Here is a 25,994-nt window from a genome sequence, read left to right as displayed (position 1 = left end):
TACATTTGCGTCAGTTAAAAAAACAACACGCCATGATTACATTTACCCTGTGCCTGCTGGCGTTGATAGCAGGCTATTTCACGTATGGGCGCTTGATGGAGCGCGTCTTTGGTCCGGACGACCGTAAAACCCCGGCTCTTACCAAAGCCGATGGAGTAGACTATATCCCGCTGCCTACCTGGAAAATATTCATGATTCAATTCCTTAATATTGCCGGACTGGGTCCGATATTCGGTGCTATTATGGGAGCAAAGTTTGGCAGTTCCTCTTATCTGTGGATTGTATTGGGAAGTATTTTTGCAGGCGCTGTTCACGATTATTTTGCCGGAATGCTTTCTTTGCGTCATGGAGGGGAGAGTCTTCCCGAAATCATAGGTCGTTATCTGGGACTGACTACCAAGCAGATCATGCGTGGATTTACCGTCCTTCTGATGATTCTGGTCGGCTCTGTTTTCGTAGCCGGACCTGCCGGGCTGCTGGCAAAGCTGACTCCGGAAAGTCTGGATGCTACCTTTTGGATTGTTGTTGTCTTCCTTTATTATATTCTGGCTACACTACTTCCGGTTGATAAGATAATCGGCAAAATATATCCGTTATTTGCAGTTGCCTTGCTGTTTATGGCAGTCGGTATTCTGGTGATGTTATATGTTAATCATCCTGCTCTGCCCGAACTTTGGGACGGATTGCAGAATACCAATCCGGATGCGAGTGAACTGCCTATTTTCCCGATTATGTTTGTGAGTATCGCTTGTGGTGCCATATCCGGTTTCCATGCTACGCAAAGTCCTTTAATGGCCCGATGTATGACTTCGGAACGTCATGGACGTCCTGTTTTTTATGGAGCAATGATCACCGAGGGCATCGTAGCCTTGATCTGGGCAGCAGCAGCCACTTATTTCTTCCATGAAAATGGAATGGAAGAGAACAATGCTTCTGTAATAGTAGATGCCATCACAAAAGACTGGCTGGGTGCTGTGGGTGGAGTGCTTGCCATCTTAGGAGTAATTGCAGCTCCGATTACTTCGGGAGATACCGCTTTCCGTTCTGCCCGCTTGATTGTTGCGGACTTTCTGGGACTGGAACAAAAGAGCATGCGTCGCCGTTTATACATCTGTATCCCGATGTTTGCGGTAGCTATCGGCTTGCTTCTTTATAGCTTGCGTGATGCAGACGGATTTAATATGATCTGGCGTTATTTTGCCTGGGCCAATCAGACATTGGCGGTGTTCACCCTGTGGGCTATAACAGTCTACCTTGTGGTAGCTAAAAAGCCTTACTGGATCACTCTGATACCCGCCTTATTTATGACAAGTGTTTGTTCTACTTATATATGTATTGCTCCCGAAGGTCTGGGACTTTCGCATATAGTTTCCTACTGTATCGGTATAGGATGCGTAGTGGTAGCTATTGCTTGGTTCTTTATCTGGTTGGGAAAACAAAAAATTAGAAAACTATCAGAATGAAGAAAATAAAGAAATCGACAGGAGTTGCTATTGCATTCCTTATTTATGTATCAGTAACGGCGGCCTATTTGTTACCTCGTAACACGGAAGTCAGTCAGACAGAGAAGATTCTTACAGTGGTAGGCTCTTATGCTATCGTTCTCTTGCTTTGGCTGGTGCTTCGGAAGAAGGAACAAATGCGTGAACGCCGTAAAGAGGAGCAAATGAACGAAAGTCGTAAAAAAGACGAACAATCTATTCACTTAAAAAAGTAAATTTATGAAGAAATTAGCTTTAGCTATTTGTCTGCTGGTGGTATCGATAGCTGCCCAAGCTCAGTTTGAGAAAGGAAAAATGATTCTTAATCCTTCTGTAACAGGATTAGATTTCTCGTATAATAAGAATGATAAAGCAACGTTTGGTATTGGTGCGCAAGCCGGTACATTTCTTGCCGATGGTATTGCCTTGATGGTAAATCTCGGTGCCGACTGGTCCAAACCTGTAGACGAATACACATTAGGTACAGGCATGCGTTTTTACTTTAACTCCACAGGTGTTTATCTGGGTGGTGGTCTCGACTGGAACCGCTTCCGTTACGACGGTGGATCTCATCGTACCGATTGGGGACTGGGTATCGAAGCCGGATACGCCTATTTCCTCTCTCGCACCGTAACCATCGAACCTGCCGTATATTACAAATGGCGCTTTAACGATAGCGATATGTCACGCTTCGGCATTAAGATCGGATTCGGATTCTACTTTTGAATGAAGAACTAAGAATGAAGAATTCTGCTGCGCAATTTCACTGCATAGTAATTCTTCATTCTTCATTATTTTAGTTTTTCATTTTATGAAAGTTTCTCTTTCAAGAACTGCCCGGTATAGCTTGCCCCGCAAGCGGCTACTTCTTCTGGTGTACCTACTGCAACGATATTTCCGCCTTTGTCTCCGCCTTCCGGCCCGAGGTCGATCACGTAATCGGCACATTTGATAACATCCATGTTATGCTCGATGATGACGATGCTGTGTCCTCGTCGGATGAGTGAGTCGAAAGCATCCAGCAGTTTGCGGATGTCATGGAAATGTAACCCCGTAGTCGGTTCGTCAAAGATGAATAAGGTTGGATCGGCTTTCTCCTGACTCAGATAAAACGCGAGTTTCACACGCTGATTTTCACCACCGGACAGGGTAGAGGAGGACTGGCCTAGTTTGATATACCCCAACCCGACATCCTGCAGTGGAAGCAGTCTTTTTACAATCTTCTTCTGACCATGTTCGGTGAAGAATTCAACAGCTTGGTTTACTGTCATTTCCAGTACATCATAGATGTTCTTATCATGAAATTTCACTTCCAGTGTATCCGCTTTAAAACGTTTACCGTGACAGGATTCGCATTCCAGTACCAAGTCTGCCATAAACTGCATTTCTACCGTGATGGTTCCTTCACCTTTACATTCTTCGCAACGTCCGCCTTCACTGTTGAAACTGAAATGTCCGGCTGTGTATCCCATCTGTTTTGCCAGTGGTTGCTCCGACCATAACTTACGGATTTCGTCATAAGCCTTGATGTAAGTCACCGGATTGGAGCGGGATGATTTGCCGATCGGGTTCTGATCGACAAACTCAATATTTCTCAAGTCACGAAGACTTCCCCCGATAGAAGAAAATTCTCCCGGTCGGTCACTGCATTCATCCAGTTCACGCTTTAGCGCCCGATAGAAAATATCCCGCACCAGCGTACTCTTGCCCGAACCGGAAACACCTGTGACCACTGTCATCACATTGAGAGGGAAGCGTACATTCACCCCTTTCAGATTGTTTTCGCGGGCACCTGTCAGTTCGATATAATTATTCCACGGACGGCGATGTTCGGGAACGGGAATTTCCTCTTCTCCCAACAGATAACGTACCGTATAGCTATTGCTGCCTTTCCGGAGATCTTTCATGTCACCTTGATAAACGACTTCTCCTCCCAGACGACCGGCATTGGGGCCGATATCTATGATATAATCGGCAGCACGGATTATTTCTTCATCGTGCTCTACCACTACTACTGTATTTCCGAGCTCCTGCAATTGGCGCAGTACACGGATTAAACGGTCGGTATCACGACTGTGCAAACCGATACTCGGTTCATCCAGAATGTAGAGACTGCCGACAAGACTGCTTCCGAGTGAAGTCGCGAGGTTGATACGCTGGCTTTCTCCACCCGACAGTGAGTTACTGAGGCGGTTTAGAGTCAGATACCCCAATCCTACATCAATCAGGAAGCGGATACGGCTGTTGATTTCAGTCAGGATCCTTCGGGCTACCTGTGTGTCATGCTCGTTTAAGTCCAAATGATCGAAAAACTGTTTCAATTCCGTGATGGGTAAATCCACCAGTTCAGAAATACTTTTTCCGTTCACCCGTACATATCCTGCTTCCGGTTTTAGGCGTGTGCCGTGACATTTCGGGCAGATCGTTTTACCCCGGTAACGTGCTAACATCACCCTATACTGTATCTTATATTGGTTCTCTTCCAGCATCTTGAAGAAATCGTTGATGCCGTGGAAGTATTGGTTTCCTTCCCACAGTGTGCGGCGCTGCTCGTCTGTCAGTTCGTAGTAAGGAGTGAAAATCGGAAAATCGAATTTATCCGCATTGTGAATCAACTCTTCCTTCCATTCTCCCATCTTTTCACCACGCCAGCAGACGATGGCCCCTTCGTATACGGATAACGAACGGTTGGGCACTACCAGGTGCTCGTCAATACCGATCACTTTGCCGAACCCTTCGCATACGGGGCAGGCACCGATCGGAGAGTTGAACGAGAACATCTGATCATTCGGTTCTTCGAAAGTGATGCCGTCCGCTTCGAATTTCGTGCTGAAACTATATAGTTTGGTTGTTCCGTCCGGCAGATAAAAGCGTAGCATACACATGCCGTCCCCTTCATACATAGCGGTTTCGGCAGAGTCCGTCAGTCGGCTGATGGCATCTTTGCTGTTTGCCACTGCCATGCGGTCTACCAACAGATAAACCTCGTCACCCGGAACCGGCTTGTATTCATCGATACGTTTCATTTCACCGTTCACTTCCACCCGGTTGAAACCTTGTTTCAGGTCTATTTCCAGTTGCTGTTGCAGTGTACGGTCTTCACGCAGGCGGATAGAGGTCAATACCGTATATCTTGTCCCTTCCGGATACGAAAGCATACAGTTGACGATATCCTCTGTCGAATGTTTCTTGACTTCTTCTCCGCTGACAGGGCTGTATGTACGTCCTACCCGCGCATAAAGCAAGCGCAGATATTCGTAAATCTCAGTTGAAGTTCCTACGGTAGATCTCGGATTGCGGCTGTTCACTTTCTGTTCGATGGCAATTGCCGGAGGGATTCCTTTGATAAAATCACATTCAGGTTTGCTCATTCGTCCCAAAAACTGGCGTGCATAGCTGCTGAGGCTTTCTACATAACGACGTTGTCCTTCTGCATAGAGAGTATCAAAAGCGAGCGACGATTTCCCCGATCCGGATAATCCGGTGATAACAACAAGCTTGTTGCGTGGAATATCTACATCGATGTTTTTCAGGTTGTTAACCCGCGCTCCTTTGATTGAAATATGTTTGTTTTCTGACATAAAATACTCCTTTTTTATGATAGTCGGCAAAGTTAGCGATTTTATTGGTAGAAGAAAGGTTTTTGACCGGGTTAAGATATGTTATAATTAGTAATAAAAAGAAATTGCTTCCGGATAAATGGCGTATCTTAGTCCGGATTTTACAACAAACATTTCAAAATAATAACAAATTGACTTGAATCGTGAGAAACATCCGGATGGTTATTAGCTTATTCATTCTGTGTTTTGCATCTACTTTCGCCTTTAGTAGCACAAACAAAGAAAAACGGTTGGAAGCCCTTTCCGACAGTATCTCGAATAAAATAGGTCAGAAGGATTTTATGCCTTTCTATCAGGAATATATGAGTCTGGCAAGGCAGCAGAACGATACGGTCAATATTGATAATGCCTATTCTCAGATTGCTTCCCATTATTATCGGTTGAGGAATACAGATAGCCTGAAAGTAGTCGCTTATGAATATATGGACTGGTGTTTGAAATGCGGTCATGTCAACAATCGTTATACGCAGTGGCGCCAATATATTCAGTTGCTGACTGAAAAGGGGTTGCAAGATGAGGCTATGCGTGAAACGGAACTTCTCCAGAAGGATGCGGATGCGGCTAAAAGTGCTTTCGGAATGGCTTGCGGTGAAATGTGTATCGGATATAACCATCGGATGTTCAGCAATAATGTCAAGCTTTGTCTCGAATATTATTCTTCCGCATTAAAGCATTTTGTTGAGGCCGGCTTTTATGAAGACGCTTACGTGGTATCGTTGAATATCATTCAGACTAATCTGGCAAGAGGAGAGTATGCCAATGCGATAGAATATCTGGACCGTATGCCGGGGCTGATTGAAAAAATGAAGCGTAAGAATATGCCTGTCCGACCGGAACTTACCATGCGTTATTATCAGTTTCAGGTGATTGCCACGCTGGCATTGAAAGGGAAAAAAGCAGCGGAACCGTTTATTGCCCAAGCGGATAAGTTTTATCACGAAAATATGAATACTTTTCCCCGCGAGGGATGGTTGGGATATAAGATACTTTGTGCCCGGACATTGAATGACCACAAAATGGCACTGACTTATCTCGATTCATTGATGGACTATCATCATTCGGTGGGTAGTTGTTATCCTGCCAATCATTTGCTGAAGGCTCAGTTCATGGAACAGATGGGGCGCTTTGAAGATGCCTGCGAAGTATATAAATCCTATGCCCATATTAATGATTCCATTCGTTCGGCAGAGCTGGATGAACAGCTGAGCAAGTATACCGTGCAGTTTGAAGTAGACAAACTGGAACATGATAAACTCGAATTGCGGGCGGAAGTAAATCGCAATCTTTTCATAACTTCCCTGATTGTGGGGGGATTGATACTGGCCTTACTGCTCGTTATCACTTTCTACTATATGCGTTCTTTATCGCTGAACCGGAAGCTGGACGCGGCCAATAAGGCAGTCGTCAAAGCCAGCCACATGAAAAGCTCCTTTATCCAGCATATTACACATGAAATCCGGACTCCGCTCAATTCGATTATCGGTTTTTCATCATTGATGGCTGCCGGCGGGTTGACACAGGAAGAAATAGAAGAATACGCCCGTCAGATGGAAAGCAGCAACGCGTATTTGCTGGATTTGGTGAACAATGTGATTGATATAGCCGATATGGACTCCCAGACGGATGATATGCCGAAGAAACAGGTCAATGTGGATGCATGTTGCCGGGAATGTATGGAGGCGGTTCGTCAGAATCTGAAAGATGGAATAGAGCTGCAATATGTGCCTTCTTCCGCTTCGGTGACATTGTGTACGGTAGAGGTTTGGATAAAACGGGTACTTCTCGGCTTGCTGAACAACGCCAATAAATTTACAGAATCCGGATTTATACGTCTCAGCTATTCGGAAGACAAACCGAATCATCTGGTACGTTTTATCATTGAAGATTCCGGTCCCGGAATTGATGAGAACTATCAGGATGCCATCTTCGAACGCTTTGCGAAGATTGACGCTTTCACTCAGGGCACCGGACTGGGATTGTCTATCATCCGTCAGATCATGGAATTAGTGGATGGAAATGTCCGTCTGGACACCAGCTACGCGGGTGGTGCAAGATTTGTAGTCGAATGGCCTCAATAATAGTTGGAGATAGTGTCTGCTTCTATTATCTTTGCACCACATTATTTTATGACTCAAGAACATTATGAATCTGAAAAACTATCTTTTCTTATTGGTTTTGCTTCTGGCGGCAGGAGCAAGAGCGCAAGTGCCATCGGGCAATGCATATCCCAAACGTGAGTTTCGTGCTGCATGGATACAAGCTGTCAACGGACAGTTCCGCGGTGTACCGACAGAGAAGCTGAAACAGACATTGGTCGGTCAGCTGAACTCTCTTCAGGGAGCGGGCATCAATGCGATTATCTTTCAGGTGCGTCCCGAAGCGGATGCTTTGTATGCTTCACAATATGAACCGTGGAGCCGTTTCCTGACAGGAACACAAGGACAGATACCTTCTCCGATGTGGGACCCGATGCAATTCATGATCGAAGAATGCCATAAACGGAATATGGAATTCCATGCATGGATTAATCCTTACCGTGTAAAGACTTCATTGAAAAATCAACTCGCTCCGACACATATTTATCATGAACATCCGGAATGGTTTGTCACTTATGGCGATCAGATTTATTTCGATCCGGCGCTTCCCGAAAGCCGTGAGCATATCTGCAAGATTGTTTCCGATATTGTATCCCGCTACGATGTAGATGCTATCCACATGGACGACTATTTTTATCCTTATCCTATCAAGGGAGTCGATTTTCCGGATAATGCGAGCTTTGCCCGTTACGGAGGCGGTTTCAACAACAAGGCAGACTGGCGTCGTGGCAATGTAAACATTCTGATAAAGAAACTTCATGAAACCATTCGGGGCATAAAGCCGTGGGTGAAGTTCGGTATCAGTCCTTTCGGTATTTACCGTAATCAGAAAACAGATCCGTTGGGCAGCAATACAAACGGATTGCAGAACTATGATGATCTCTATGCCGACGTACTGCTTTGGGCACGTGAAGGATGGATTGATTATAATATTCCTCAGATTTATTGGGAAATAGGCCATAAGGCTGCCGATTATGCCACATTGGTTGACTGGTGGGCAAAGCATTCGGAAAACCGTCCGTTATTTATCGGCCAGGCAGTCATGAATACTGTTCAGCATGCCGATCCGAAGAATCCTTCTATCAACCAGCTTCCACGTAAAATGGCTTTGCAACGTTCTTATCAGACAATCGGCGGAAGTTGCCAATGGTATGCGGCAGCCGTAGTTGAGAACGCGGGAAAATATCGTGATGCCTTAGTACAGGAATACCATAAATATCCGGCTTTGATTCCGGTATTCGATTTTATGGACGATAAGGCTCCGGACAAAGTGCGCAAGATGAAAAAAGTATGGACAGAAGATGGCTATATACTTTTCTGGACTGCTCCAAAAGCGGATACTGAAATGGACAAAGCCGTCCAGTATGTAGTATACCGTTTCGGTTCCAAAGAAAAAGTGAATCTTGATGATCCGTCACGTATCGTGGCTATCACCCGAAATCCTTTCTACAAACTTCCGTATGAAACCGGTAAAACAAAATACCGTTATGTGGTAACAGCTCTCGACCGTATTCATAATGAGTCAAAATCGGTAAGTAAGAAGGTTAAACTATAAAAACTAAATGATGAATGAAGAATGAAGAATTACTATGCAGCGAAACAGCGCAGCAAAATTCTTCATTCTTCATTCATCATTTAATAAAATAATAGGCCTGCAATTCCGCAGGCAATTATCATTAATATCGGATTGGTCTTGTATTTTCTGGTGCCGATAAAGGCTACCAGGAAGATGATGATGCTGATGATAAAAGAGTAGGTGTCTTCTTTGGGTGAACTGAAATTTTCCGTATTCATCAATACCAGTGCGGCGGAAGCCAATAATCCGACAACTGCCGGACGCAGTCCTGCAAAAATAGATTCTACTACGGGATGTTTCTGATATTTCAGAAAGAATTTGCTGATTGTCAGCATCAGTATGAAAGAAGGAAAAACAACTGCAAATGTAGCTACAATCGATCCCCATACACTGCCTGTAGATGTGAAACCTACATAAGTGGCCGCATTGATGCCGATAGGTCCCGGGGTCATCTGGCTGATGGCGACAATGTCTGTAAACTCTTGCGAAGTTACCCACCCATACCGGGTTACTACTTCGCCCTGTATCATCGAAAGCATGGCGTATCCTCCGCCAAAGCCGAAAAGTCCGATTTTAAAGAATGTATAAAATAACTGAAGATAAATCATTGCTTTTTAGTTTTGAGTGGTGAATTTTTAAGTTTTCCCCATAAGAAGCCTCCTACGCCGGCGGCAATGATAATCCAGATCGGGGAGAATCCCAACAACCAGATTAATGAGGCCGATACAACAGGAATCCATAAATTGTATCGGTTGATTTTAGCCGATCGGCCCATAGTGAAAGTCGGTGCGGCAATCAGTGCGACTACTGCGGGACGTATTCCTTTGAATATACGTTCTACGATCGGGTTGTCTTTGAAAGTATGGAAAAAGAGGGCGATGGCTAAAATGATAATAAACGAGGGCAGTATAGTCCCCAGTGCCGTGACAATACTTCCACGAATACCGCGCAACTTATATCCTATAAAGATTGAAATATTCACCGCCAGGATACCCGGAGCGGACTGAGAGATAGCAAGCAGGTCGATAAAATCCTCCTGTGCTATCCACTTCCGTTTGGTTACGATTTCATTCTCAATAAGTGGCACCATTGCATAACCTCCACCAATGGTGAAAGCACCTATTTTAAAAAAGATTCCAAATGATTCGAGATAAATGTTCATTCTTCTTTTTCTCCTCCTTCCTTATCGGACTTGTTTTCTTTTCCAGCCTTGCTGCCTTCCTTGTGGGGCTTCCCTTCTTTTCCGTATTGGCTGGGACTTACATTGAAGTGCTTCTTGAATACTTCACGGAAGTACTTTGCATCACTAAATCCTGTCATTTCTGCAATTTCTGTTATACTGTGTGTACCTTCTTTCAGTAATTTCACTGAACGTTTCAGACGGATCAGGCGAATGTAATCACCCGGAGCCTGATCGGTCAATGCTCTGAGTTTATTGTAGAAACTGGTACGACTCATTCCCATCAGGTTGCAAAGCACGTCTACAGTGAGAGCCGGATTATCTATATTATCTTCTATATTTTTCCGGACATTGGCGATAAACTTCCAGTCGATATCCTGTGAGCAGTTGATGCATTCGTCTTCGTGATCATCCTCATCATCCATATCCAGACTGCCGTATTTGCTTCGCAGAAGGGCACGGTTCGTCAACAGATTGGAGATGTTAGCCTTCAGGATACCAATATTGAATGGCTTCACAATGTATTCGTCGGCACCAATTTCAAGGCCGGACAGAATATCCTTGTCATTATTCAGGGCTGTCAGCAAGATAACAGGAATATGCGATGTCTCAATATTGTTTTTGAGGGCCTTGCACAATTCGTCTCCTCTCATTTCCGGCATCATGATGTCCGAGATAACCAGTTCCGGTTTGTATTCCGGTATGATGGTCATAGCTTCCTTTCCGTTGCAGCAGTTCTGCACCGTATATTCTTCCGCCAGTGTTTGCGACAGATAGTTGCGCAGCTCATCGTTATCTTCTACGATCAGAATTCGCTGATGATTGGGATTCTGTTCTTTATGAACATTCTCGTAGATGCTGGCAGGCACGTTGGTGGTACTTGTTATCTCTTGCCGGCGCTTGCTTGGTGCTGCGAGATGTGCTTTATGGAAACGTTTGCTGTCTTTAGGGAACGATATCTTAATCACCGATCCCTGATTTTCCACACTCGACAGATTAATCTTGCCTTTATGCAACCGGACAAGTTTCCATACCAGCATCAGTCCGATACCACTTCCCGTCACTTTGGAGTTGATGGCATTGCTGCCACGGAAATGAAGTTTGAACAACTTCTTTTGTTCGCTGGCAGGAATACCAATTCCCGTATCCTTCACTTCTACACTCCACGAATCATTGCTTTCGGAAACGAAAATCTGTACGTTACCGTTTTCCGGTGTGTATTTTAATGCGTTCGAAATTATATTTTTCAGGATAGATTCCATCTTTTCCTTATCAAACCACACATTCATATACCGGAAATTGCTTTCATATGTAAAGTTGATATGCTTGATATTGGCGTAAGGCTGGAATGCGTTGAATATCTCAGTCATGAAGGTATTCAGTTCGTGTTCCGAAATATACAACTCCGAAGAGTATACATCCGCTCTTTCGAAATTGATCAGATTCGTCGTCAGGCGTAACAAGGCATTGACATTTCGTAGAGCGGTATTCATGTTGGCTATGCCTTCCTTGCTCAAAGCCTCTTTTTCACGCAAGTCTTCCAGAGGAGCTTTGATCAGTGTCAACGGAGTACGGATGTCATGTGCCGTATTGATGAAGAAGTGAATCTTCTCATCGGAAACTTTCCGTTGCTTTTTCATAATAAGAACGCGCAGTATGATGACAGCAATAAGAGAAATCAGAATGGCATACAGTACCATTGCCCAGGCGGTCAGCCAGAAAGGTTGGGCGATGATAATATCAATACTCCTTTCTTCGAGCATGATTCGCTGGTCTTCATTCGAGATGGCCCGTACCCGCAAAACATATTTTCCCGGAGCAAGGTTGGTATAGCGAATCGTATTTTCATTGCCGGGCTTGCTCCATTCCTCGTAGAATCCTTCCAGTTTCCAGGAATAAAGGATGTTTGAAGGATAGTCGTAGTTGATAGAAGAAACCAGCAGTGAAAAGATATTCTGGTTATATTTTAATCTGAGCTCTTTGGTTTCGTTGATGTCCTTCTCTAGCGGTGAATTCTCGTCTCCCGGATATACCGTCTGATAGAACAGTTTGAAGTCACTGAAAATCATCTTAGAGGAGTAGGTTCTGGGCAGTTTCATGTCTTTGTTGAACTCTATGGCCCCGTCCGAACTACCGAAGATAAAGTTGTTGTTTTTGCGTAAAGTGCCGGACAGCGCATTGAAGTGCGTAGTCATCAGTCCCATTTCCTTAGTCCAGTTATAGAAGGTCTTTTGCTTGGGGTAGTAACTGGTCAGTCCGCTTTCCGTACTTAGCAGGATTTCGTTGTCTTCATCCGATAATATGGTGTAGATATTGTTGGATATCATGGCGCAGTTTCCTGTATAGTAATGGGTAAACAGTTTTGTCTGCGGATCATAAATCAAAACTCCCGATCCACTGGTGCCTATATACAGTGATCCCTTCTTTGTCTGATATAAGGAATAGATATAGGTCGATTCTACAGGTAGCTGGATACGTTCGAACTTTCCGGATTCTTTATCCAGAAGATGCAGTCCTGTTGCCGTACCTATCCACATGCTTTTGTCATCCTTTTCGATGATGGCAGTCACGGAGTGCAGTCCGTGATAGAGCCGGATGTCTTTGGTTTGTACATTGATGCGCTTCAGGTTATAATATCTCCCGGTCCATATGTAGCCATGAGAGTCTTTCCGGATATCGCGTATGTATTTATCCGGACGTATATCCTCACGGGCATACAAAGCCGGTGTAAAATAAGTTGTCTTTGATGTACGTTTGTCTATCTGATAAATCCCCGAGAAATATCCGCCTGCCCAGATGATGCCGGGAGATACTTCGCATAAGGTCGTAAATATATGGTTTTTACTATTCTGTACATTCTCAAACGTGCTGAGGTATGAATGCCATTTACCGGTTTTTGACTTCTGCAAGCTTATTCCGTTGTTGGTGCCGTACCATAAATCCCCTTCACTGTCTTCTATGATGGAGTTTACTTGGTCATTGATCAGGGATTGCTTGTTGCCGACAGAATGTTTGATCCATTTGTAGCTTGGATAACGATTGTTCTGCACGGTAATTCCAATCGGATAGTTTGCCATCCATATCCGGCCCTCTTCGTCTATATAGATATCATTGATACTGTTTCCGTTCATGCCATTGTAGCTGTTGTAGTCTGCTACAATAAATGGCTCGGTCTGATAAGTCTCAACGTTCATTTTATAGATACCTCCGCCATCGGTGGCGATCAGTAGTTCTTTGGCATTCAAGGGCTTAATTCGTGATATGCTGACGTCTTTCAGGCTGACTTCCGGTTGTGTGACCATTTTCGTTTTCATGTCGTAAACCATGATCCCCCGTTGAAAGGCACCGATGAACAACTTACGTATCTTGGGATCGAAGTGCAAGTCGTTGACTTGGATATTCACATTGTCCAGTTTGTCACAAGGAAGAAGTTGCAGTGTGTTGTCTTTCAGTTGCGCATGGTGAATTCCCACCTCCGTCCCAATGAAAAAATGGGATTCGTCGATTTGCTCAATGTCATTGATTGCTTCGCTGAGACTATTTTTAACTTGAGTGACCTGTCCCGTACAGGTATTGTAGAGAAAGATCGTTTCTTCGTTACACAGCCAGATATGATTGTTCCGGTCAATCCAACTGAAGCTGATCGGAGCCGGCAAATCCCGGAAATCCTCTATCGGCAATCTGTAAACGAGTTCGAAAGTGTCATGAATATGGTCATATCGGAAAATCTTGCCTTTCTTCCCGATTTCCCACAACGTTCCTTCCGGATCGATATATAACCAATTCAGATTTAACAGCGAATTCAGTTCTTTATCGCCGTCCATTAATTTATACCGTTTAAACTCTTTGCCGTTGTACCGGTCGATTCCTTCGTGTGTGAGGAACCACATATACCCAGCATTATCTTTCTGAATGTAATACACTCTCCGGTTGCTTAACCCGTCTTCTACTCCAAGATACTGATAGGTCTGGGCAATACAGGTCAGAGGAAACAATAATAATAGAAAAAGCCATTTTTTCATACAAATAGGACTTTTATAGGTTATTGAATCTTTAGTGAGGGGGAAAGTTTGACAAAATTAAGAAGATTTTTCGACACTACAAAATTTTGGGAGAAGATAACAACTCTCTCAAAGTGAAGTAAACAGGAGCTTTGGAGACTATTTGTATATCTTGTTTATTTCGGGAAATTAAGTTGTAAGATAAGGACTTTAGGTATGGAGAAGAAGGCAAAAATAAGAGGCTGTTACTTTATAATAATAACAGCCTCCGTTTTAATTATAGAAAGATTTTTTATTTAGTCTTTTCTTCTACCCATCTGCGTGCATTAACGAATGCTTCTATCCATGGAGTAATCTGATCGCTGTTCTTACGGTCAGCAGGATAGCAACCATTCTGCCACGGGAAGATAGCACGTTCGAGGTGAGGCATCATTGCCAGATGGCGACCGTCTGCGCTGGCAAGACCTGCGATAGAATAATCGGAGCCGTTCGGGTTGCCGGGGTATTCATCGTAGCTGTATTTTGCCACTACGTTATATTGGTCTTCATCGTAAGGCAGAGAGAACTTACCTTCTCCGTGAGCCACCCAGATACCCAGCTTGCTACCGCTCAATGAGCCGAACATTACACTGCGGTTGGTCGGGATTGTCAGGCCTACATAAGTCGATTCGAATTTATGTGAGTCGTTGTGCAGCATCTTACCTTTCTTTTCGTGTTCCGGATTGATGAGTCCCAGTTCCATCATCAACTGGCAACCGTTGCAGATACCCAGTGAAAGCGTATCTTCGCGTGCGTAGAATTTATCAAGTGCCTCTTTTGCTTTAGGATTGAACAAGAAACCTCCTGCCCATCCTTTGGCTGAACCGAGTACATCGGAGTTGGAGAATCCACCGCAGTAAACAATCATGTTTACATCTTCCAGTGTTTCGCGTCCGCTGATCAGGTCGGTCATTGTCACGTCTTTCACGTCAAAACCGGCAAGATAGAGTGAGTAAGCCATTTCACGTTCGCCGTTCGTGCCTTTTTCACGGATGATAGCGGCACGGATACCACTTGGAGTACGGCGATCCGGAGTAATGCCATATTGAGAGAGTTTACCTTTGAAGCCGGGCATGAAAGCGAATTCAACCGGTTGCATCTTATAGTTTTCGAAACGTTTCTTGGCGCAGCCGTTCATAGACTGTTTGCGGTCGAGCAGGTAAGAAGAAGAATACCATACATCACGCATATAGTCAACACCGAACTGATAAGTGGCGTCGCCCTTGGAAACCAGAATATGACGTTCGTCGGTCGGTTTACCCAATTTCACGAAGCCTACGCCGGCGTCTTCCAGAATCTTCTTCACTTCCTCTTTATGTTTGTCGCTGATCTGGATAACGATACCCGGATTTTCAGCAAACAGGATCTTGATGATATCCTGTTCCTTCATCTTGTCGAGGCTGATTTCCATACCGCCTTCAACGTTGGCGAAACACATTTCCAATAATGTGGTGATCAATCCACCTGCCGAGATATCATGTCCTGCCAGAATCAGTCCTTTGTTCACCAGTTCCTGTACGGCAAGGAAAGCATCGCGGAAGTATTCGGCATCCTGTACGCAAGGTACGTCGTCGCCTACTTTACCCAGAGATTGTGCAAAAGCGGAACCTCCGAGTTTCAGTTCGTCGAAGCTGAAATCGATGTGATAAAGAGTGGTCTTTTCGTTGTTCACCAATACCGGAGATACAACTTTCTTTACGTCGGATACTTCACCGCCGGCAGAAACAATCACTGTTCCCGGAGAAATCACTTTCTCGCCGTTCGGATATTTCTGTGTCATCGACAAAGAATCTTTCCCGGTAGGAACATTGATTTGCAGTGCGCAACAGAAGTCGCTCAATGCTTTTACGGCAGTGTAAAGACGGGCGTCTTCACCTTCCTGTGAGCGGCATGGCCACATCCAGTTGGCAGATAAAGAAATGCTGTCCATACCTTCTGCCATCGGAGCCCAGACAAGGTTGGTCAAAGCTTCGGATACGGAAAGGATAGAACCGGCAGCCGGATCAGCCAATGCAGCTTGCGGAGCATGACCGATAGAAGTAGCGATACCTTTTTCGCCACGATAGTCGAGTGCTACGACACCGCAGTCACTCAATGGCAGTTGAAGTTCGCCCTGGCATTGCTGGCGGGCCACTTTACCTGTTACCGAACGGTCTACCTTATTGGTCAGCCAGTCCTTACAAGCTACTGCTTCGAGTTGCAGCACATTGGTCAGGTATTCATGTAATTTCGACAATTCGTATTCCGGCATTTCATAATGGCGTTCTACGGTTTTGTCGATCATATAAGTCTTGGGAGATGAACCGAACATCTGCTCAACGGCAAGGTCGAACGGACGTACGCCGTCTGCCTGCTGGAAAGCAAAGCGATGGTCGCCGGTTGTCTCACCTACTACGTACATCGGAGCGCGTTCACGTTCGGCAATTTTGCGTACATGTTCGATGGCTTCTTCTTTGATCAGAAGTCCCATACGTTCCTGGCTCTCGTTGGCGATGATTTCTTTGGCGGACAATGTCTTGTCGCCGATCGGAAGTTTGTTCATGTCGATCAGACCACCACATTCTTCCACCAGTTCCGACAGACAGTTGACGTGACCTGCCGAACCGTGGTCGTGGATAGAAACAACCGGATTCACATCTTCTTCGCAGAGTGCACGCACTACGTTGTTGGCACGTTTCTGCATTTCCGCGTTGGCACGTTGTACGGCATTCAATTCGATACCGCTGCTGTAACGACCGGTATCTACAGAAGATACGGAACCGCCACCCAGTCCGATACGATAGTTGTCACCACCGATTACCACTACTTTATTTCCTGCTTCCGGAGTACCTTTGAGGCAGTCGCGTTGTGTGCCGTAACCTACACCGCCCGCAAGCATAATTACTTTGTCATAACCGTATACTTCCTTGTTTTCCGTATGCTCGAAAGTCAGCACTGAGCCGCAGATCAGCGGTTGGCCAAACTTGTTACCGAAGTCGGAAGCACCGTTGGATGCTTTGATCAGAATCTGTTCCGGAGTCTGGTACAGCCATTTGCGTACCGGAAGAATTTCCTCCCATTCGCGGCCTTCTTCTGTACGGGGATATGAGGTCATGTAGACAGCAGTACCTGCGATCGGCCATGAACCTTTACCACCACCCATACGGTCGCGGATTTCTCCACCTGTACCGGTAGATGCGCCGTTGAACGGTTCTACGGTGGTCGGGAAGTTATGAGTTTCCGCTTTCAGTGAGATAACGCTCTTGATATCTTTCACCTGGAAGAAGTCAGGTTTGGAATGATCTGCCGGGGCAAACTGTTCCACTACCGGACCTTCGGCGAAGGCTACGTTGTCTTTGTAAGCAGAGATGATTTTATTCGGGTTCTCCTGTGTGGTCTTTTTGATCATCTGGAACAGGGACGATTCCTGTTCTACGCCGTCGATGATGAAAGTTCCACCGAAGATTTTGTGGCGACAGTGTTCGGAGTTGATCTGTGCGAAACCGAAGACTTCAGAGTCAGTCAGTTTGCGTCCCAGGTCACTTTCTACCTTTTTCAGGTAGTCCATTTCTTCTTTCGAGAGAGCCAGACCTTCTTTTTCATTGTAGGCTTCGAGGTCTTCGATATAGATGATGGGTTCCGGTTGGCGGTTGGTGGTGAATACGTTTTGGTCGAGTCCTTTGTACATGCGTTGCAGCATCGGGTCGTAGTCGGCATTTTCATCTTTTACCGGGAAATATTCCTCGATGCGGAGAATGTCTTCAAGTCCCATGTTCTGGGTGATTTCTACTGCGTTTGTACTCCAAGGGGTAATCATTTCGCGGCGTGGACCAACGAAACAGCCTTTCAGGTTTTCTTCACTTTCCGTCACGGCTTCTCCAAAAAGCCAGCAGAGTTTATTACTTTCGTCCGGGGTGAGCTGATGGTTGCTCTCTACGGCAATCACGCTCTTGGAAGGGGTTCTGAAAAAAAGAATCATGTTTATTTTTTGATTTTACGATTTTTCTGTGGCGCAAAGATAAGCAATTTCGTTCGTCGCAGGAAAAAAATAGAGAATAAATTCCTTTATCTTATTTAATATGTTTGTTTTCCATCTGCGTTTTACTTGTTATCGCTATATATAGTGATTCTTGTGTGGAAAAAACGTTAATATCCTATCCTCGTCTCATAAAAAAGTGCGATATTTGCGGCATGATTCAGATTGAGACAATATTCGATATAATAGTTAAAGGCTTTATTATTGGCGTTGTTGTGTCCGCACCTCTCGGCCCGGTGGGAGTTCTCTGCATTCAGAGAACGCTGAATAAAGGTCGTTGGTATGGATTTGTGACAGGTTTGGGAGCCTCTTTAAGCGACATAGCATATGCTCTGTTGACAGGTTATGGTATGAGCTTTGTGTTTGATTATATTAACAAGAATATTTTCTATTTGCAGTTGCTGGGCAGCATAATGCTGCTTCTTTTCGGAATCTACACCTTTCGCAGCAATCCGGTGCAGTCCATTCGCCCGGCTTCGTCCAACAAAGGTTCTTATTTCCACAATTTCATCACCGCCTTTTTCGTTACGCTATCCAATCCCCTGATTATATTCCTTTTCATCGGTCTTTTTGCCCGTTTTGCCTTTGTGCAGCCGGGAGTCGTGGTGTTCGAGGAAATTACAGGGTATCTTGCCATCGCTTCCGGAGCGTTGGTGTGGTGGCTTGGAATCACTTATTTTGTGAATAAGGTACGTACAAAGTTCAATCTGCGGGGTATCTGGATATTGAACCGTGTCATCGGAAGCATTGTGATGCTGGTGTCCGTGGCAGGGCTGATCTATACGTTGCTGGGAGAATCACTTTATTAAGAAAAAAACTATGAATCAGATAGCACAAAAGCTTAAAGAGAAGAATATTGCCGAATACCTTATATATATGTGGCAAGAAGAAGACCTGATTCGCGCTAATCATTGTGAGATGGAAGAGATGGAGGCTAATGTAATTGCCCGCTATCCGGAAGACCAGCGTCCTGCCATGAGAGAATGGTACGGCAATCTGATCACGATGATGAGCGAGGAAGGGGTACGCGAAAAAGGCCATTTGCAGATCAATAAGAATATCATAATCAATCTGACGGAACTTCATAATTTACTGTCTTCTTCTCCTAAATTCCCTTTCTACAGTGCCGCTTATTTCAAGGCGTTGCCCTTTATAGTAGAATTGCGGAACAAAGGGGGTAAAAAAGAGGAACCGGAACTGGAGACTTGCTTTGAGGCACTGTATGGTGTATTCCTGCTCCGTCTGCAAAAGAAAACGATCAGCGATGGTACGCTGAAAGCGATTGAAGCGATCAGCAGCTTTCTTTCCATGCTGGCAAACTATTATGATAAAGACCGGAAAGGTGAATTAAAACTTGATGAATAAATGAGAATTTTAGTGACGGGTGCCAATGGTCAGCTTGGCAACGAAATGCAGGTACTTGCAAAAGAGAATCCGCAACACACGTATTATTTTACAGATGTCCGGGAACTCGATATTTGTAACAAAGAGGCAGTGTGGGCTTACATCAGTGAGAAACGGATTGAGATGATTGTAAACTGCGCGGCTTATACGGCTGTGGATAAGGCGGAAGATGATCCGGAACTGGCATATAAACTGAATTGTGAGGCACCGAAAGAGTTGGCACGTGCTGCACAGTTTCATGACGCTGCAATGATTCAGGTTTCTACAGATTATGTTTTTGACGGCACCGCCCATACTCCTTATACAGAAGAATGCGATCCATGTCCGAATTCGGTATATGGCACCACAAAGCTCGAAGGGGAATATGCTGTATTGAATAATTGTGAGAAATCGGCAGTGATCCGTACCGCATGGCTTTATTCTACATTCGGCAATAACTTTGTGAAGACAATGATCCGGTTAGGTAAAGAGCGTGACAGTCTGGGAGTTGTTTTCGATCAGATAGGCACTCCGACTTATGCCAATGATCTGGCACGCGCTATCTATACTATTATCAATAAAGGAATCGTTCGTGGAGTCTATCATTTCAGCAACGAAGGCGTTTGCTCCTGGTACGATTTCACGGTAGCGATCCATCGCCTGGCAGGAATAACCTCGTGCAAAGTGAAACCGCTGCATACAGCCGAATATCCGGCAAAAGCGAACCGTCCTGCTTATTCCGTACTTGATAAAACAAAAATAAAAACAACGTTCGGCATCGAAATTCCTCATTGGGAGGAGAGCTTGGACGAATGGATGAAGAAAATGAATTAAATTCATTCTTCATTTAAAAAAATATAAACGTATGGCAGATAATACAGAAATACAGAGACGGCGAACATTCGCCATTATTGCGCATCCGGATGCCGGTAAGACTTCTTTGACCGAGAAACTATTGCTTTTTGGTGGTCAGATTCAGGTAGCCGGTGCGGTAAAGAGTAATAAAATCAAGAAAACGGCTACTTCTGACTGGATGGAAATCGAGAAGCAGCGTGGTATCTCGGTGACAACTTCCGTGATGGAATTTGACTATCGGGACTACAAGATCAATATCCTCGATACTCCGGGCCACCAGGACTTTGCCGAAGACACATACCGTACGCTGACAGCTGTAGACAGCGTTATCATCGTAGTAGACGGTGCAAAGGGTGTGGAAACACAAACCCGTAAATTGATGGAAGTGTGCCGCATGAGAAAAACTCCGGTGATTATCTTCGTCAACAAAATGGACCGTGAGGGAAAAGACCCGTTTGATTTGCTGGATGAGCTGGAAGAAGAACTGATGATTCAGGTACGTCCGTTGTCATGGCCTATCGAACAAGGAGCCCGTTTCAAAGGAGTCTATAATATTTATGAGAATAAACTGGACTTGTACCAGCCTTCCAAGCAGGTGGTGACAGAGAAGGTGGCAGTTGATATTCATACGGAAGAACTGGATCAGCAGATCGGTAAACCGTTGGCAGATAAGTTGCGTGGTGACCTCGAGCTGATTGAAGGCGTTTATCCCGAACTGGATGTAGAATCTTATCTGGCAGGAGATTGTGCACCTGTATTCTTTGGTTCTGCCCTGAATAATTTTGGTGTGCAGGAATTGTTGAATTGCTTTGTGGAGATTGCTCCCAGTCCTCGTCCCGTACAGGCGGAAGAGCGTGAAGTGAAGCCGGATGAACCGAAATTTACCGGATTCATCTTTAAGATTACTGCCAATATCGATCCGAATCACCGTTCGTGCGTAGCTTTCTGTAAGATATGTTCGGGTAAATTTGTGCGTAATGCACCCTATCAGCATGTCCGCCATGGCAAGACCATGCGTTTTTCATCGCCTACCCAGTTTATGGCACAGCGGAAGACGACCATTGACGAAGCCTATGCAGGAGATATTATCGGCTTGCCGGATAATGGCACTTTTAAGATCGGAGATACACTGACAGAAGGAGAATTGCTCCATTTCCGCGGATTGCCCAGCTTCTCGCCGGAGATGTTCAAGTATATTGAGAATGCCGATCCGATGAAGCAGAAACAGTTGGCAAAAGGTATCGACCAGCTGATGGATGAAGGTGTGGCGCAGTTGTTTGTCAATCAGTTCAACGGTCGCAAGATTATCGGTACAGTCGGACAGTTGCAGTTTGAGGTCATCCAATATCGTCTGCTGAACGAGTATAATGCTTCTTGCCGTTGGGAACCGGTAAGTTTGTACAAGGCTTGTTGGGTAGAAAGCGATGATCCTGCTGAACTGGAAGCTTTCAAAAAACGTAAATACCAATATATGGCGAAGGACAGGGAAGGACGCGATGTGTTCCTTGCCGATTCGGGCTATGTGCTTCAGATGGCACAAATGGATTTCAAGCATATTAAATTCCACTTCACAAGTGAATTTTAGTCTGCTTGATGGAATTTAACAGAAATAATTGGTAAAAGGGGAAGAATTATGTTACTTGTAAATAAGGGAAGGAGAAATGAATACAACATTTTGGGAGAAAATCCAGCAGGGGGATGAAGAAGCATTCCGGCAACTCTACAGTGAATATTCGGATTTACTTTACGGATATGGGATGAAGATTGTCGGTGACGATGACCTGGTGACTGAATCCATTCAGTCATTATTCGTTTATCTGTATGAGAAGAGGCAGAGTTGTTCCGAGCCTCAGTCCGTATCAGCTTACCTGTGTGTGGCACTGAAGCGCATGCTGCTGAATGAGTTGAAGAAAACTGCTAATGGCGTATTCACATCATTGGACGAAGTCAATTCAAGCGAATATAGATTCGATTTGGAGATAGATATAGAAACAGCGATTGTCCGTTCCGAACTAGAAAGAGAGCAGCTGGAAGTGCTGCAGAAAGAAATAAATGGCTTGACAAAGCAGCAGAGAGAGGTATTGTACCTGAAGTATTATAAAAAACTGGATTCGGACGAAATAGCCGAAGTGATGGGACTGACTTCCCGTACTGTTTACAATACTACCCACATGGCAATATCCAGACTGAGAGAGCGATTGAGTAAGTCTTTCTTATTGACTGTAGCTGCTAATTTATGGATTTTTAATTGAGGTGAGGATATGGAGAATAGGAAAGAACTTCTGGAACAATATATGGAGGACGGTAAACTCCCTCTGAAAGGTGAGTTGTTTGTACGGAAGTCTGTAGTTGGTGGGAAGTTAGAAGAATTTCGTGAAAAAAAACGTGCGGATGCATTAACAAGCAGACAGAACACTGTGGGAGGACAGAAATGGATACTCCGCAGGAGTAATCGTGTCTATTGGGGAATAGCGGCTATGTTTATTCTTCTTTTTGGAACAGGTACCTGTTATTTTGCTTCAGAAGAGAAGATTACGTCTGAAGCGGTAGCTGTCGATTACAGGCTACCGGATGGTAGTTCTGTGAAACTGATGCAAAACTCAACTTTGTCTTATAACAAAGTGAGCTGGCTTTGGGGGCGTAAACTGAATCTGCTCGGATCGGCCTTCTTCGATGTGACTTCGGGCAAGACGTTTACTGTACGAACAGAAGCCGGAGATGTTACAGTGTTAGGTACAAAATTTTTGGTTGAGCAGGAAGGAAAAACGATCACCGTCAATTGTGAAGAGGGAAGTGTCAAAGTGGAAACACCGATTGGCGAGCAGACATTGAAGGCAGGCGAAAGTGTACGCTGTGATGAAAATGAGATCGGCCCTGTTCAGGAAAAAGAAGAACTGCCCGAAGTGCTCGGTTATGAAGATGATCCGCTGGTCAATGTAGTAGCGGATATTCAGCATATATTTGATGTGGAAGTGGTAGGGTGTGAAAAATATAATGAACTGTACTATAACGGAACCATCCTGACGAAAGATCTGCATGAAACATTGAAAAGAGTATTTGGTTCTTTGGGAATCAGTTATCAGTTGAATGGGCAGAAAGTCATTTTGGAATAGACGGAGCGAAAAAAAACTTCCATTTAAAAACGCCCTTCAGAGTACTCTGAAGGGCGTTTTTAAATTAAATCTGTTTTTTCTTTTATTTTTCTTGGTAAAAAAGGAAAGAAAGCTCCTCTTATAAATATAAGGAACGATTTATAAACAGACAATAGTTAGTAGGTGGATGAACTGTCAATGATCAGACAGAATGTGAAGGGGACTGAATTAATAATTAGGTTAAGAATTAAATTGCTTAAGAGGACATGTCTCATGGAAAAAACGAAGAATGATGCCAATTAGTCTTTCAAGAAAGCAATAGCGAACGAATTGGCGGATTATTAAGTGAGTTTAATTTTATTGTTTTCCAAATGCGGGAGAAAACCGGAGGGGTTTCTCCCGCATTGCTGTTGAAAAATATGCAGGCTTTAATCTGCCGGTTTTCTTCTTCCTGCTGTCAGCGCGGCAATGATATACCTTCCCGGAGCTTCTATTTTATTCCAGTTGGTGTTTGACAGCAATTTCCATACGGAGGTTCCCTTTTTTCCATAATCAGACAAGCGCAGAATGCTTTGCATCTCTTTGAGGTTGCTGACCTTATGGTACTTTGCGAAGAAAAATGATGCATTGTTCTTCACCTCAGGTGATGTAATATCCTTCTTTGTAGATTTTGGAGAGCAGTCTGATTAACAGGTATGAAGCTTTGATGCCAAATTTGGCTTCCAGCAGTTCGGGTACATCTTCTTCAAAGAAGTTGGATGTCAAGGGGAAATAAGGTATCCCCGTATATTCTAGGCTCATATTATGTATATATTTATTTGTTGATGTTATACGTTTGCTTTCCATTCCAGCAGATTCTCAATCATAAATCTTCTCCACGCATGTTGTTCCATGTTCCAGTAAACGATTGATTCCTGTTCCTGTGTGATGCGGTATATCCGATGGAAGAATTTTTCATATCCTACCAGCGTTCCTTGTTCCAGGCAGGAAGTTCCGTCTTGCTTGTGGAAAGCAATCATGGCATGTCCGTGTTGCCGGATGGATCTGGAGTGTCCATGAATAATGATTCCTTTGAAAAACAGCTGCAGGTACAAAGTAAAGTAGTCATTTTTTCCTTCGGCGATGCCATTTCTTTTGTGCAGTTCCTCTTTGCTGATAAACTCTTCATTCTGTTGATTTACATTGAGTTTGCATCTCTTGCAAGCATCGCATTCTGATGGTTGCATTTTTTCCTTTTCGGGGGATGATTTTTTCCTCATGTTAACTAATTTATATATATTAAAAAAACAAAATGTTAATTAAAGCTATACCAACGATGGGGGGACTTATAAAAAGCGATGTTTTTTTGTTCTTTGCCAAATGGTATTATATATAAAATAACTAGTGATGCAAATGATGAGTAAAAATGGATTTAGCCGGTGTGGGGAACTGTACATCGGTCGTTTGCGAAAGGAGGGGCGCTATTCTACGGCGCATGTTTATCAGAATGCCCTTCTTTCTTTTACCAAGTTTTGTGGAGGGTATAGTGTGTCGTTCAGGCAAGTGACGCGTGAGCGTTTGCGGCGTTATGAGCAGCATCTTTACGAATGTGGCTTGAAGCCAAATACGATTTCTACGTATATGCGTATGCTGCGTAGTGTTTACAACCGTGGGGTAGAGGCGGGGAGTGCGCCTTATGTCCCGTATCTGTTTCGCGATGTTTATACGGGAGTGGACGTACGGCAGAAAAGGGCTTTACCTATGTCGGAGTTGCATAAGCTTCTGTATGACGACCCTCAATCGGAGCGTTTACGTCGTACGCAGTCTATTGCTACCCTGATGTTCCAGTTTTGTGGGATGTCTTTCGCTGATTTGGCGCATCTGGAAAAATCGGCTTTGGACAGTGGTGTGCTGCGCTATAATCGTATCAAAACGAAGACTCCTATCAGTGTTGAGGTATTGGATAGTGCTAAGGAGATGCTGGACCAGCTTCGGAACAGGCAGGAGTCCCGTCCGAATTGCCCGGATTATCTGTTCGGGATTCTTCGCGGTGATAAAAAACGGAAAGATGAGCGTGCTTATCGTGAATATCAGTCTGCTCTCCGGAAGTTCAATTATTGCCTGAAGGGGTTAGCGAAGGCTCTGCACTTGAAATCTCCCGTCACGTCTTACACGCTTCGTCATTCGTGGGCCACTACTGCCAAGTATCGCGGGGTTCCTATCGAGATGATCAGTGAGTCACTGGGACATAAATCGATCAAGACGACGCAGATTTACCTGAAAGGGTTTGAGTTGAAAGATCGGACGGAAGTAAATCGAAGAATTAATCTTACGCTAAAAAATGTTGTTTAGATAGGATGAAATGATTTAAACTGTTGATATACAGTGTTTGTCTGTGTGTGTTACTTCTTAGGTAACGGAATGATTTATGGCGCAAAGATGGACATATTTATGAAAATACGCAAACAAAAATGAAATTATTTTCGGAAAATGAATCAAATGCAGGCATAACTGGCGAATATTGCAATATTCGTGTTATGTCTTTTTTTTATTCTAATTTTTGAAAAACACCTTCACATCTGCTCTATTTCCAAGATAATAGTCATCTTCTCATAGTTTCGTTGAAAAAAGTTCCCTGTTTTGCTTGCCCTCTGTTTGTGAGTTACCTAAGAAGTAA

19 protein-coding genes and 1 pseudogene are annotated in these 25,994 nt (G+C 44.3%); 12 read left to right on the top strand and 8 right to left on the bottom strand.

Annotation, left to right across the window (positions count from 1 at the left end; genetic code table 11):
• The first annotated feature begins 32 nt into the window (after positions 1 to 32).
• Genes K6V30_RS22275 through K6V30_RS22265 form a run of 3 tightly spaced genes read left to right on the top strand, consistent with a single transcriptional unit; the run spans position 33 to position 2,207 of the window.
• Positions 33 to 1,463, top strand: coding sequence for a carbon starvation CstA family protein (locus K6V30_RS22275; protein ID WP_010538964.1), 1,431 nt, complete (start codon positions 33 to 35; stop codon positions 1,461 to 1,463).
• Positions 1,460 to 1,717, top strand: coding sequence for a hypothetical protein (locus K6V30_RS22270; protein ID WP_010538963.1), 258 nt, complete (start codon positions 1,460 to 1,462; stop codon positions 1,715 to 1,717). The genes K6V30_RS22275 and K6V30_RS22270 overlap by 4 nt, the downstream gene beginning before the upstream one ends.
• A 4-nt stretch (positions 1,718 to 1,721) precedes the next feature.
• Complete coding sequence (locus K6V30_RS22265; RefSeq protein ID WP_010538962.1) at positions 1,722 to 2,207, top strand: outer membrane beta-barrel protein; 486 nt, start codon at positions 1,722 to 1,724, stop codon at positions 2,205 to 2,207.
• Positions 2,208 to 2,290: 83 nt separating this feature from the next.
• Here K6V30_RS22265 and uvrA read toward each other — a convergent pair whose 3' ends face one another.
• Positions 2,291 to 5,062 carry an excinuclease ABC subunit UvrA gene (uvrA, locus tag K6V30_RS22260; protein WP_055270211.1) on the bottom strand — a complete coding sequence of 924 codons (2,772 nt, stop codon included), beginning with the start codon at positions 5,060 to 5,062 and terminating at the stop codon, positions 2,291 to 2,293.
• 197 nt (positions 5,063 to 5,259) lie between these two features.
• Between uvrA and K6V30_RS22255 the strand changes: the two genes are divergently transcribed.
• The gene (locus tag K6V30_RS22255; protein WP_081030881.1) at positions 5,260 to 7,179 is read left to right on the top strand and encodes a sensor histidine kinase; all 1,920 of its coding nucleotides are present in this window, start codon (positions 5,260 to 5,262) and stop codon (positions 7,177 to 7,179) included.
• Positions 7,180 to 7,243: 64 nt separating this feature from the next.
• On the top strand, positions 7,244 to 8,752 hold the full coding sequence (locus K6V30_RS22250) for a glycoside hydrolase family 10-like protein (RefSeq protein ID WP_010538959.1): 1,509 nt from the start codon (positions 7,244 to 7,246) through the stop codon (positions 8,750 to 8,752).
• An 80-nt stretch (positions 8,753 to 8,832) separates the two neighbouring features.
• On the opposite strand, the gene K6V30_RS22245 is transcribed toward K6V30_RS22250, so the two are convergent.
• From K6V30_RS22245 to purL, 4 genes are all read right to left on the bottom strand, one after another.
• Positions 8,833 to 9,381 (bottom strand): chromate transporter, encoded by a 549-nt coding sequence (locus K6V30_RS22245; RefSeq protein WP_055270207.1) that lies wholly within the window; start codon positions 9,379 to 9,381, stop codon positions 8,833 to 8,835.
• Complete coding sequence (locus K6V30_RS22240) at positions 9,378 to 9,935, bottom strand: chromate transporter (protein ID WP_010538957.1); 558 nt, start codon at positions 9,933 to 9,935, stop codon at positions 9,378 to 9,380. Before K6V30_RS22240 ends, K6V30_RS22245 begins: the two co-directional genes overlap by 4 nt.
• Positions 9,932 to 13,975: a hybrid sensor histidine kinase/response regulator transcription factor gene (locus K6V30_RS22235; protein WP_224207204.1), complete on the bottom strand. Its 4,044-nt coding sequence runs from the start codon at positions 13,973 to 13,975 to the stop codon at positions 9,932 to 9,934. The genes K6V30_RS22240 and K6V30_RS22235 overlap by 4 nt, the downstream gene beginning before the upstream one ends.
• 271 nt (positions 13,976 to 14,246) lie before the next feature.
• Entirely contained in the window at positions 14,247 to 17,951 is a 3,705-nt protein-coding gene (gene purL, locus K6V30_RS22230; protein WP_022301141.1) for a phosphoribosylformylglycinamidine synthase, read from the bottom strand.
• Positions 17,952 to 18,163: 212 nt separating this feature from the next.
• On the opposite strand from purL, the gene K6V30_RS22225 reads away from it, so the two are divergent.
• From K6V30_RS22225 to K6V30_RS22200, 6 genes are all read left to right on the top strand, one after another.
• Positions 18,164 to 18,817, top strand: coding sequence for a LysE family translocator (locus K6V30_RS22225; RefSeq protein WP_008767802.1), 654 nt, complete (start codon positions 18,164 to 18,166; stop codon positions 18,815 to 18,817).
• A 10-nt stretch (positions 18,818 to 18,827) separates the two neighbouring features.
• Entirely contained in the window at positions 18,828 to 19,373 is a 546-nt protein-coding gene (locus K6V30_RS22220) for a DUF4924 family protein (RefSeq protein WP_022301143.1), read from the top strand.
• Positions 19,374 to 20,225: a dTDP-4-dehydrorhamnose reductase gene (rfbD, locus tag K6V30_RS22215; RefSeq protein WP_010538953.1), complete on the top strand. Its 852-nt coding sequence runs from the start codon at positions 19,374 to 19,376 to the stop codon at positions 20,223 to 20,225.
• Positions 20,226 to 20,256: 31 nt separating this feature from the next.
• Positions 20,257 to 21,831 (top strand): peptide chain release factor 3, encoded by a 1,575-nt coding sequence (locus K6V30_RS22210; RefSeq protein ID WP_010538952.1) that lies wholly within the window; start codon positions 20,257 to 20,259, stop codon positions 21,829 to 21,831.
• 76 nt (positions 21,832 to 21,907) lie between these two features.
• Entirely contained in the window at positions 21,908 to 22,498 is a 591-nt protein-coding gene (locus tag K6V30_RS22205) for an RNA polymerase sigma factor (protein WP_010538951.1), read from the top strand.
• A gap of 9 nt (positions 22,499 to 22,507) precedes the next feature.
• Positions 22,508 to 23,359, top strand: a complete 852-nt coding sequence (locus K6V30_RS22200) for a FecR family protein (RefSeq protein ID WP_022301145.1) — start codon at positions 22,508 to 22,510, stop codon at positions 23,357 to 23,359.
• A gap of 407 nt (positions 23,360 to 23,766) precedes the next feature.
• On the opposite strand, the gene K6V30_RS22195 is transcribed toward K6V30_RS22200, so the two are convergent.
• The 3 genes from K6V30_RS22195 to K6V30_RS22185 are packed head-to-tail and all read right to left on the bottom strand — an operon-like array spanning position 23,767 to position 24,597.
• On the bottom strand, positions 23,767 to 23,976 hold the full coding sequence (locus K6V30_RS22195) for a hypothetical protein (RefSeq protein WP_029425653.1): 210 nt from the start codon (positions 23,974 to 23,976) through the stop codon (positions 23,767 to 23,769).
• 1 nt (position 23,977) lies between these two features.
• On the bottom strand, positions 23,978 to 24,139 hold the full coding sequence (locus tag K6V30_RS22190; protein ID WP_022301146.1) for a Lin1244/Lin1753 domain-containing protein: 162 nt from the start codon (positions 24,137 to 24,139) through the stop codon (positions 23,978 to 23,980).
• A 26-nt stretch (positions 24,140 to 24,165) separates the two neighbouring features.
• Positions 24,166 to 24,597: an SH3 beta-barrel fold-containing protein gene (locus K6V30_RS22185; protein WP_022301147.1), complete on the bottom strand. Its 432-nt coding sequence runs from the start codon at positions 24,595 to 24,597 to the stop codon at positions 24,166 to 24,168.
• A gap of 136 nt (positions 24,598 to 24,733) precedes the next feature.
• Between K6V30_RS22185 and K6V30_RS22180 the strand changes: the two are divergent.
• Positions 24,734 to 25,683: pseudogene (locus tag K6V30_RS22180) on the top strand (tyrosine-type DNA invertase cluster 3b).
• The last annotated feature ends 311 nt before the right edge of the window (positions 25,684 to 25,994 follow it).

It is taken from the genome of Bacteroides faecis (genome assembly GCF_020091505.1).
Taxonomy (GTDB): domain Bacteria; phylum Bacteroidota; class Bacteroidia; order Bacteroidales; family Bacteroidaceae; genus Bacteroides; species Bacteroides faecis.
Note: the sequence above shows the minus strand (reverse complement) of the source record. Positions and strands in the feature narration are given on the sequence as shown.

What these genes read in the sequence shown, in the direction of transcription:
- K6V30_RS22275 (WP_010538964.1), top strand. Translation starts at nt 33, where the DNA reads ATGATTACATTTACCCTGTGCCTGCTGGCGTTGATAGCAGGCTATTTC.
- K6V30_RS22270 (WP_010538963.1), top strand. Translation starts at nt 1,460, where the DNA reads ATGAAGAAAATAAAGAAATCGACAGGAGTTGCTATTGCATTCCTTATT.
- K6V30_RS22265 (WP_010538962.1), top strand. Translation starts at nt 1,722, where the DNA reads ATGAAGAAATTAGCTTTAGCTATTTGTCTGCTGGTGGTATCGATAGCT.
- uvrA (WP_055270211.1), bottom strand. Translation starts at nt 5,062, where the DNA reads ATGTCAGAAAACAAACATATTTCAATCAAAGGAGCGCGGGTTAACAAC.
- K6V30_RS22255 (WP_081030881.1), top strand. Translation starts at nt 5,260, where the DNA reads ATGGTTATTAGCTTATTCATTCTGTGTTTTGCATCTACTTTCGCCTTT.
- K6V30_RS22250 (WP_010538959.1), top strand. Translation starts at nt 7,244, where the DNA reads ATGAATCTGAAAAACTATCTTTTCTTATTGGTTTTGCTTCTGGCGGCA.
- K6V30_RS22245 (WP_055270207.1), bottom strand. Translation starts at nt 9,381, where the DNA reads ATGATTTATCTTCAGTTATTTTATACATTCTTTAAAATCGGACTTTTC.
- K6V30_RS22240 (WP_010538957.1), bottom strand. Translation starts at nt 9,935, where the DNA reads ATGAACATTTATCTCGAATCATTTGGAATCTTTTTTAAAATAGGTGCT.
- K6V30_RS22235 (WP_224207204.1), bottom strand. Translation starts at nt 13,975, where the DNA reads ATGAAAAAATGGCTTTTTCTATTATTATTGTTTCCTCTGACCTGTATT.
- purL (WP_022301141.1), bottom strand. Translation starts at nt 17,951, where the DNA reads ATGATTCTTTTTTTCAGAACCCCTTCCAAGAGCGTGATTGCCGTAGAG.
- K6V30_RS22225 (WP_008767802.1), top strand. Translation starts at nt 18,164, where the DNA reads ATGATTCAGATTGAGACAATATTCGATATAATAGTTAAAGGCTTTATT.
- K6V30_RS22220 (WP_022301143.1), top strand. Translation starts at nt 18,828, where the DNA reads ATGAATCAGATAGCACAAAAGCTTAAAGAGAAGAATATTGCCGAATAC.
- rfbD (WP_010538953.1), top strand. Translation starts at nt 19,374, where the DNA reads ATGAGAATTTTAGTGACGGGTGCCAATGGTCAGCTTGGCAACGAAATG.
- K6V30_RS22210 (WP_010538952.1), top strand. Translation starts at nt 20,257, where the DNA reads ATGGCAGATAATACAGAAATACAGAGACGGCGAACATTCGCCATTATT.
- K6V30_RS22205 (WP_010538951.1), top strand. Translation starts at nt 21,908, where the DNA reads ATGAATACAACATTTTGGGAGAAAATCCAGCAGGGGGATGAAGAAGCA.
- K6V30_RS22200 (WP_022301145.1), top strand. Translation starts at nt 22,508, where the DNA reads ATGGAGAATAGGAAAGAACTTCTGGAACAATATATGGAGGACGGTAAA.
- K6V30_RS22190 (WP_022301146.1), bottom strand. Translation starts at nt 24,139, where the DNA reads ATGAGCCTAGAATATACGGGGATACCTTATTTCCCCTTGACATCCAAC.
- K6V30_RS22185 (WP_022301147.1), bottom strand. Translation starts at nt 24,597, where the DNA reads ATGAGGAAAAAATCATCCCCCGAAAAGGAAAAAATGCAACCATCAGAA.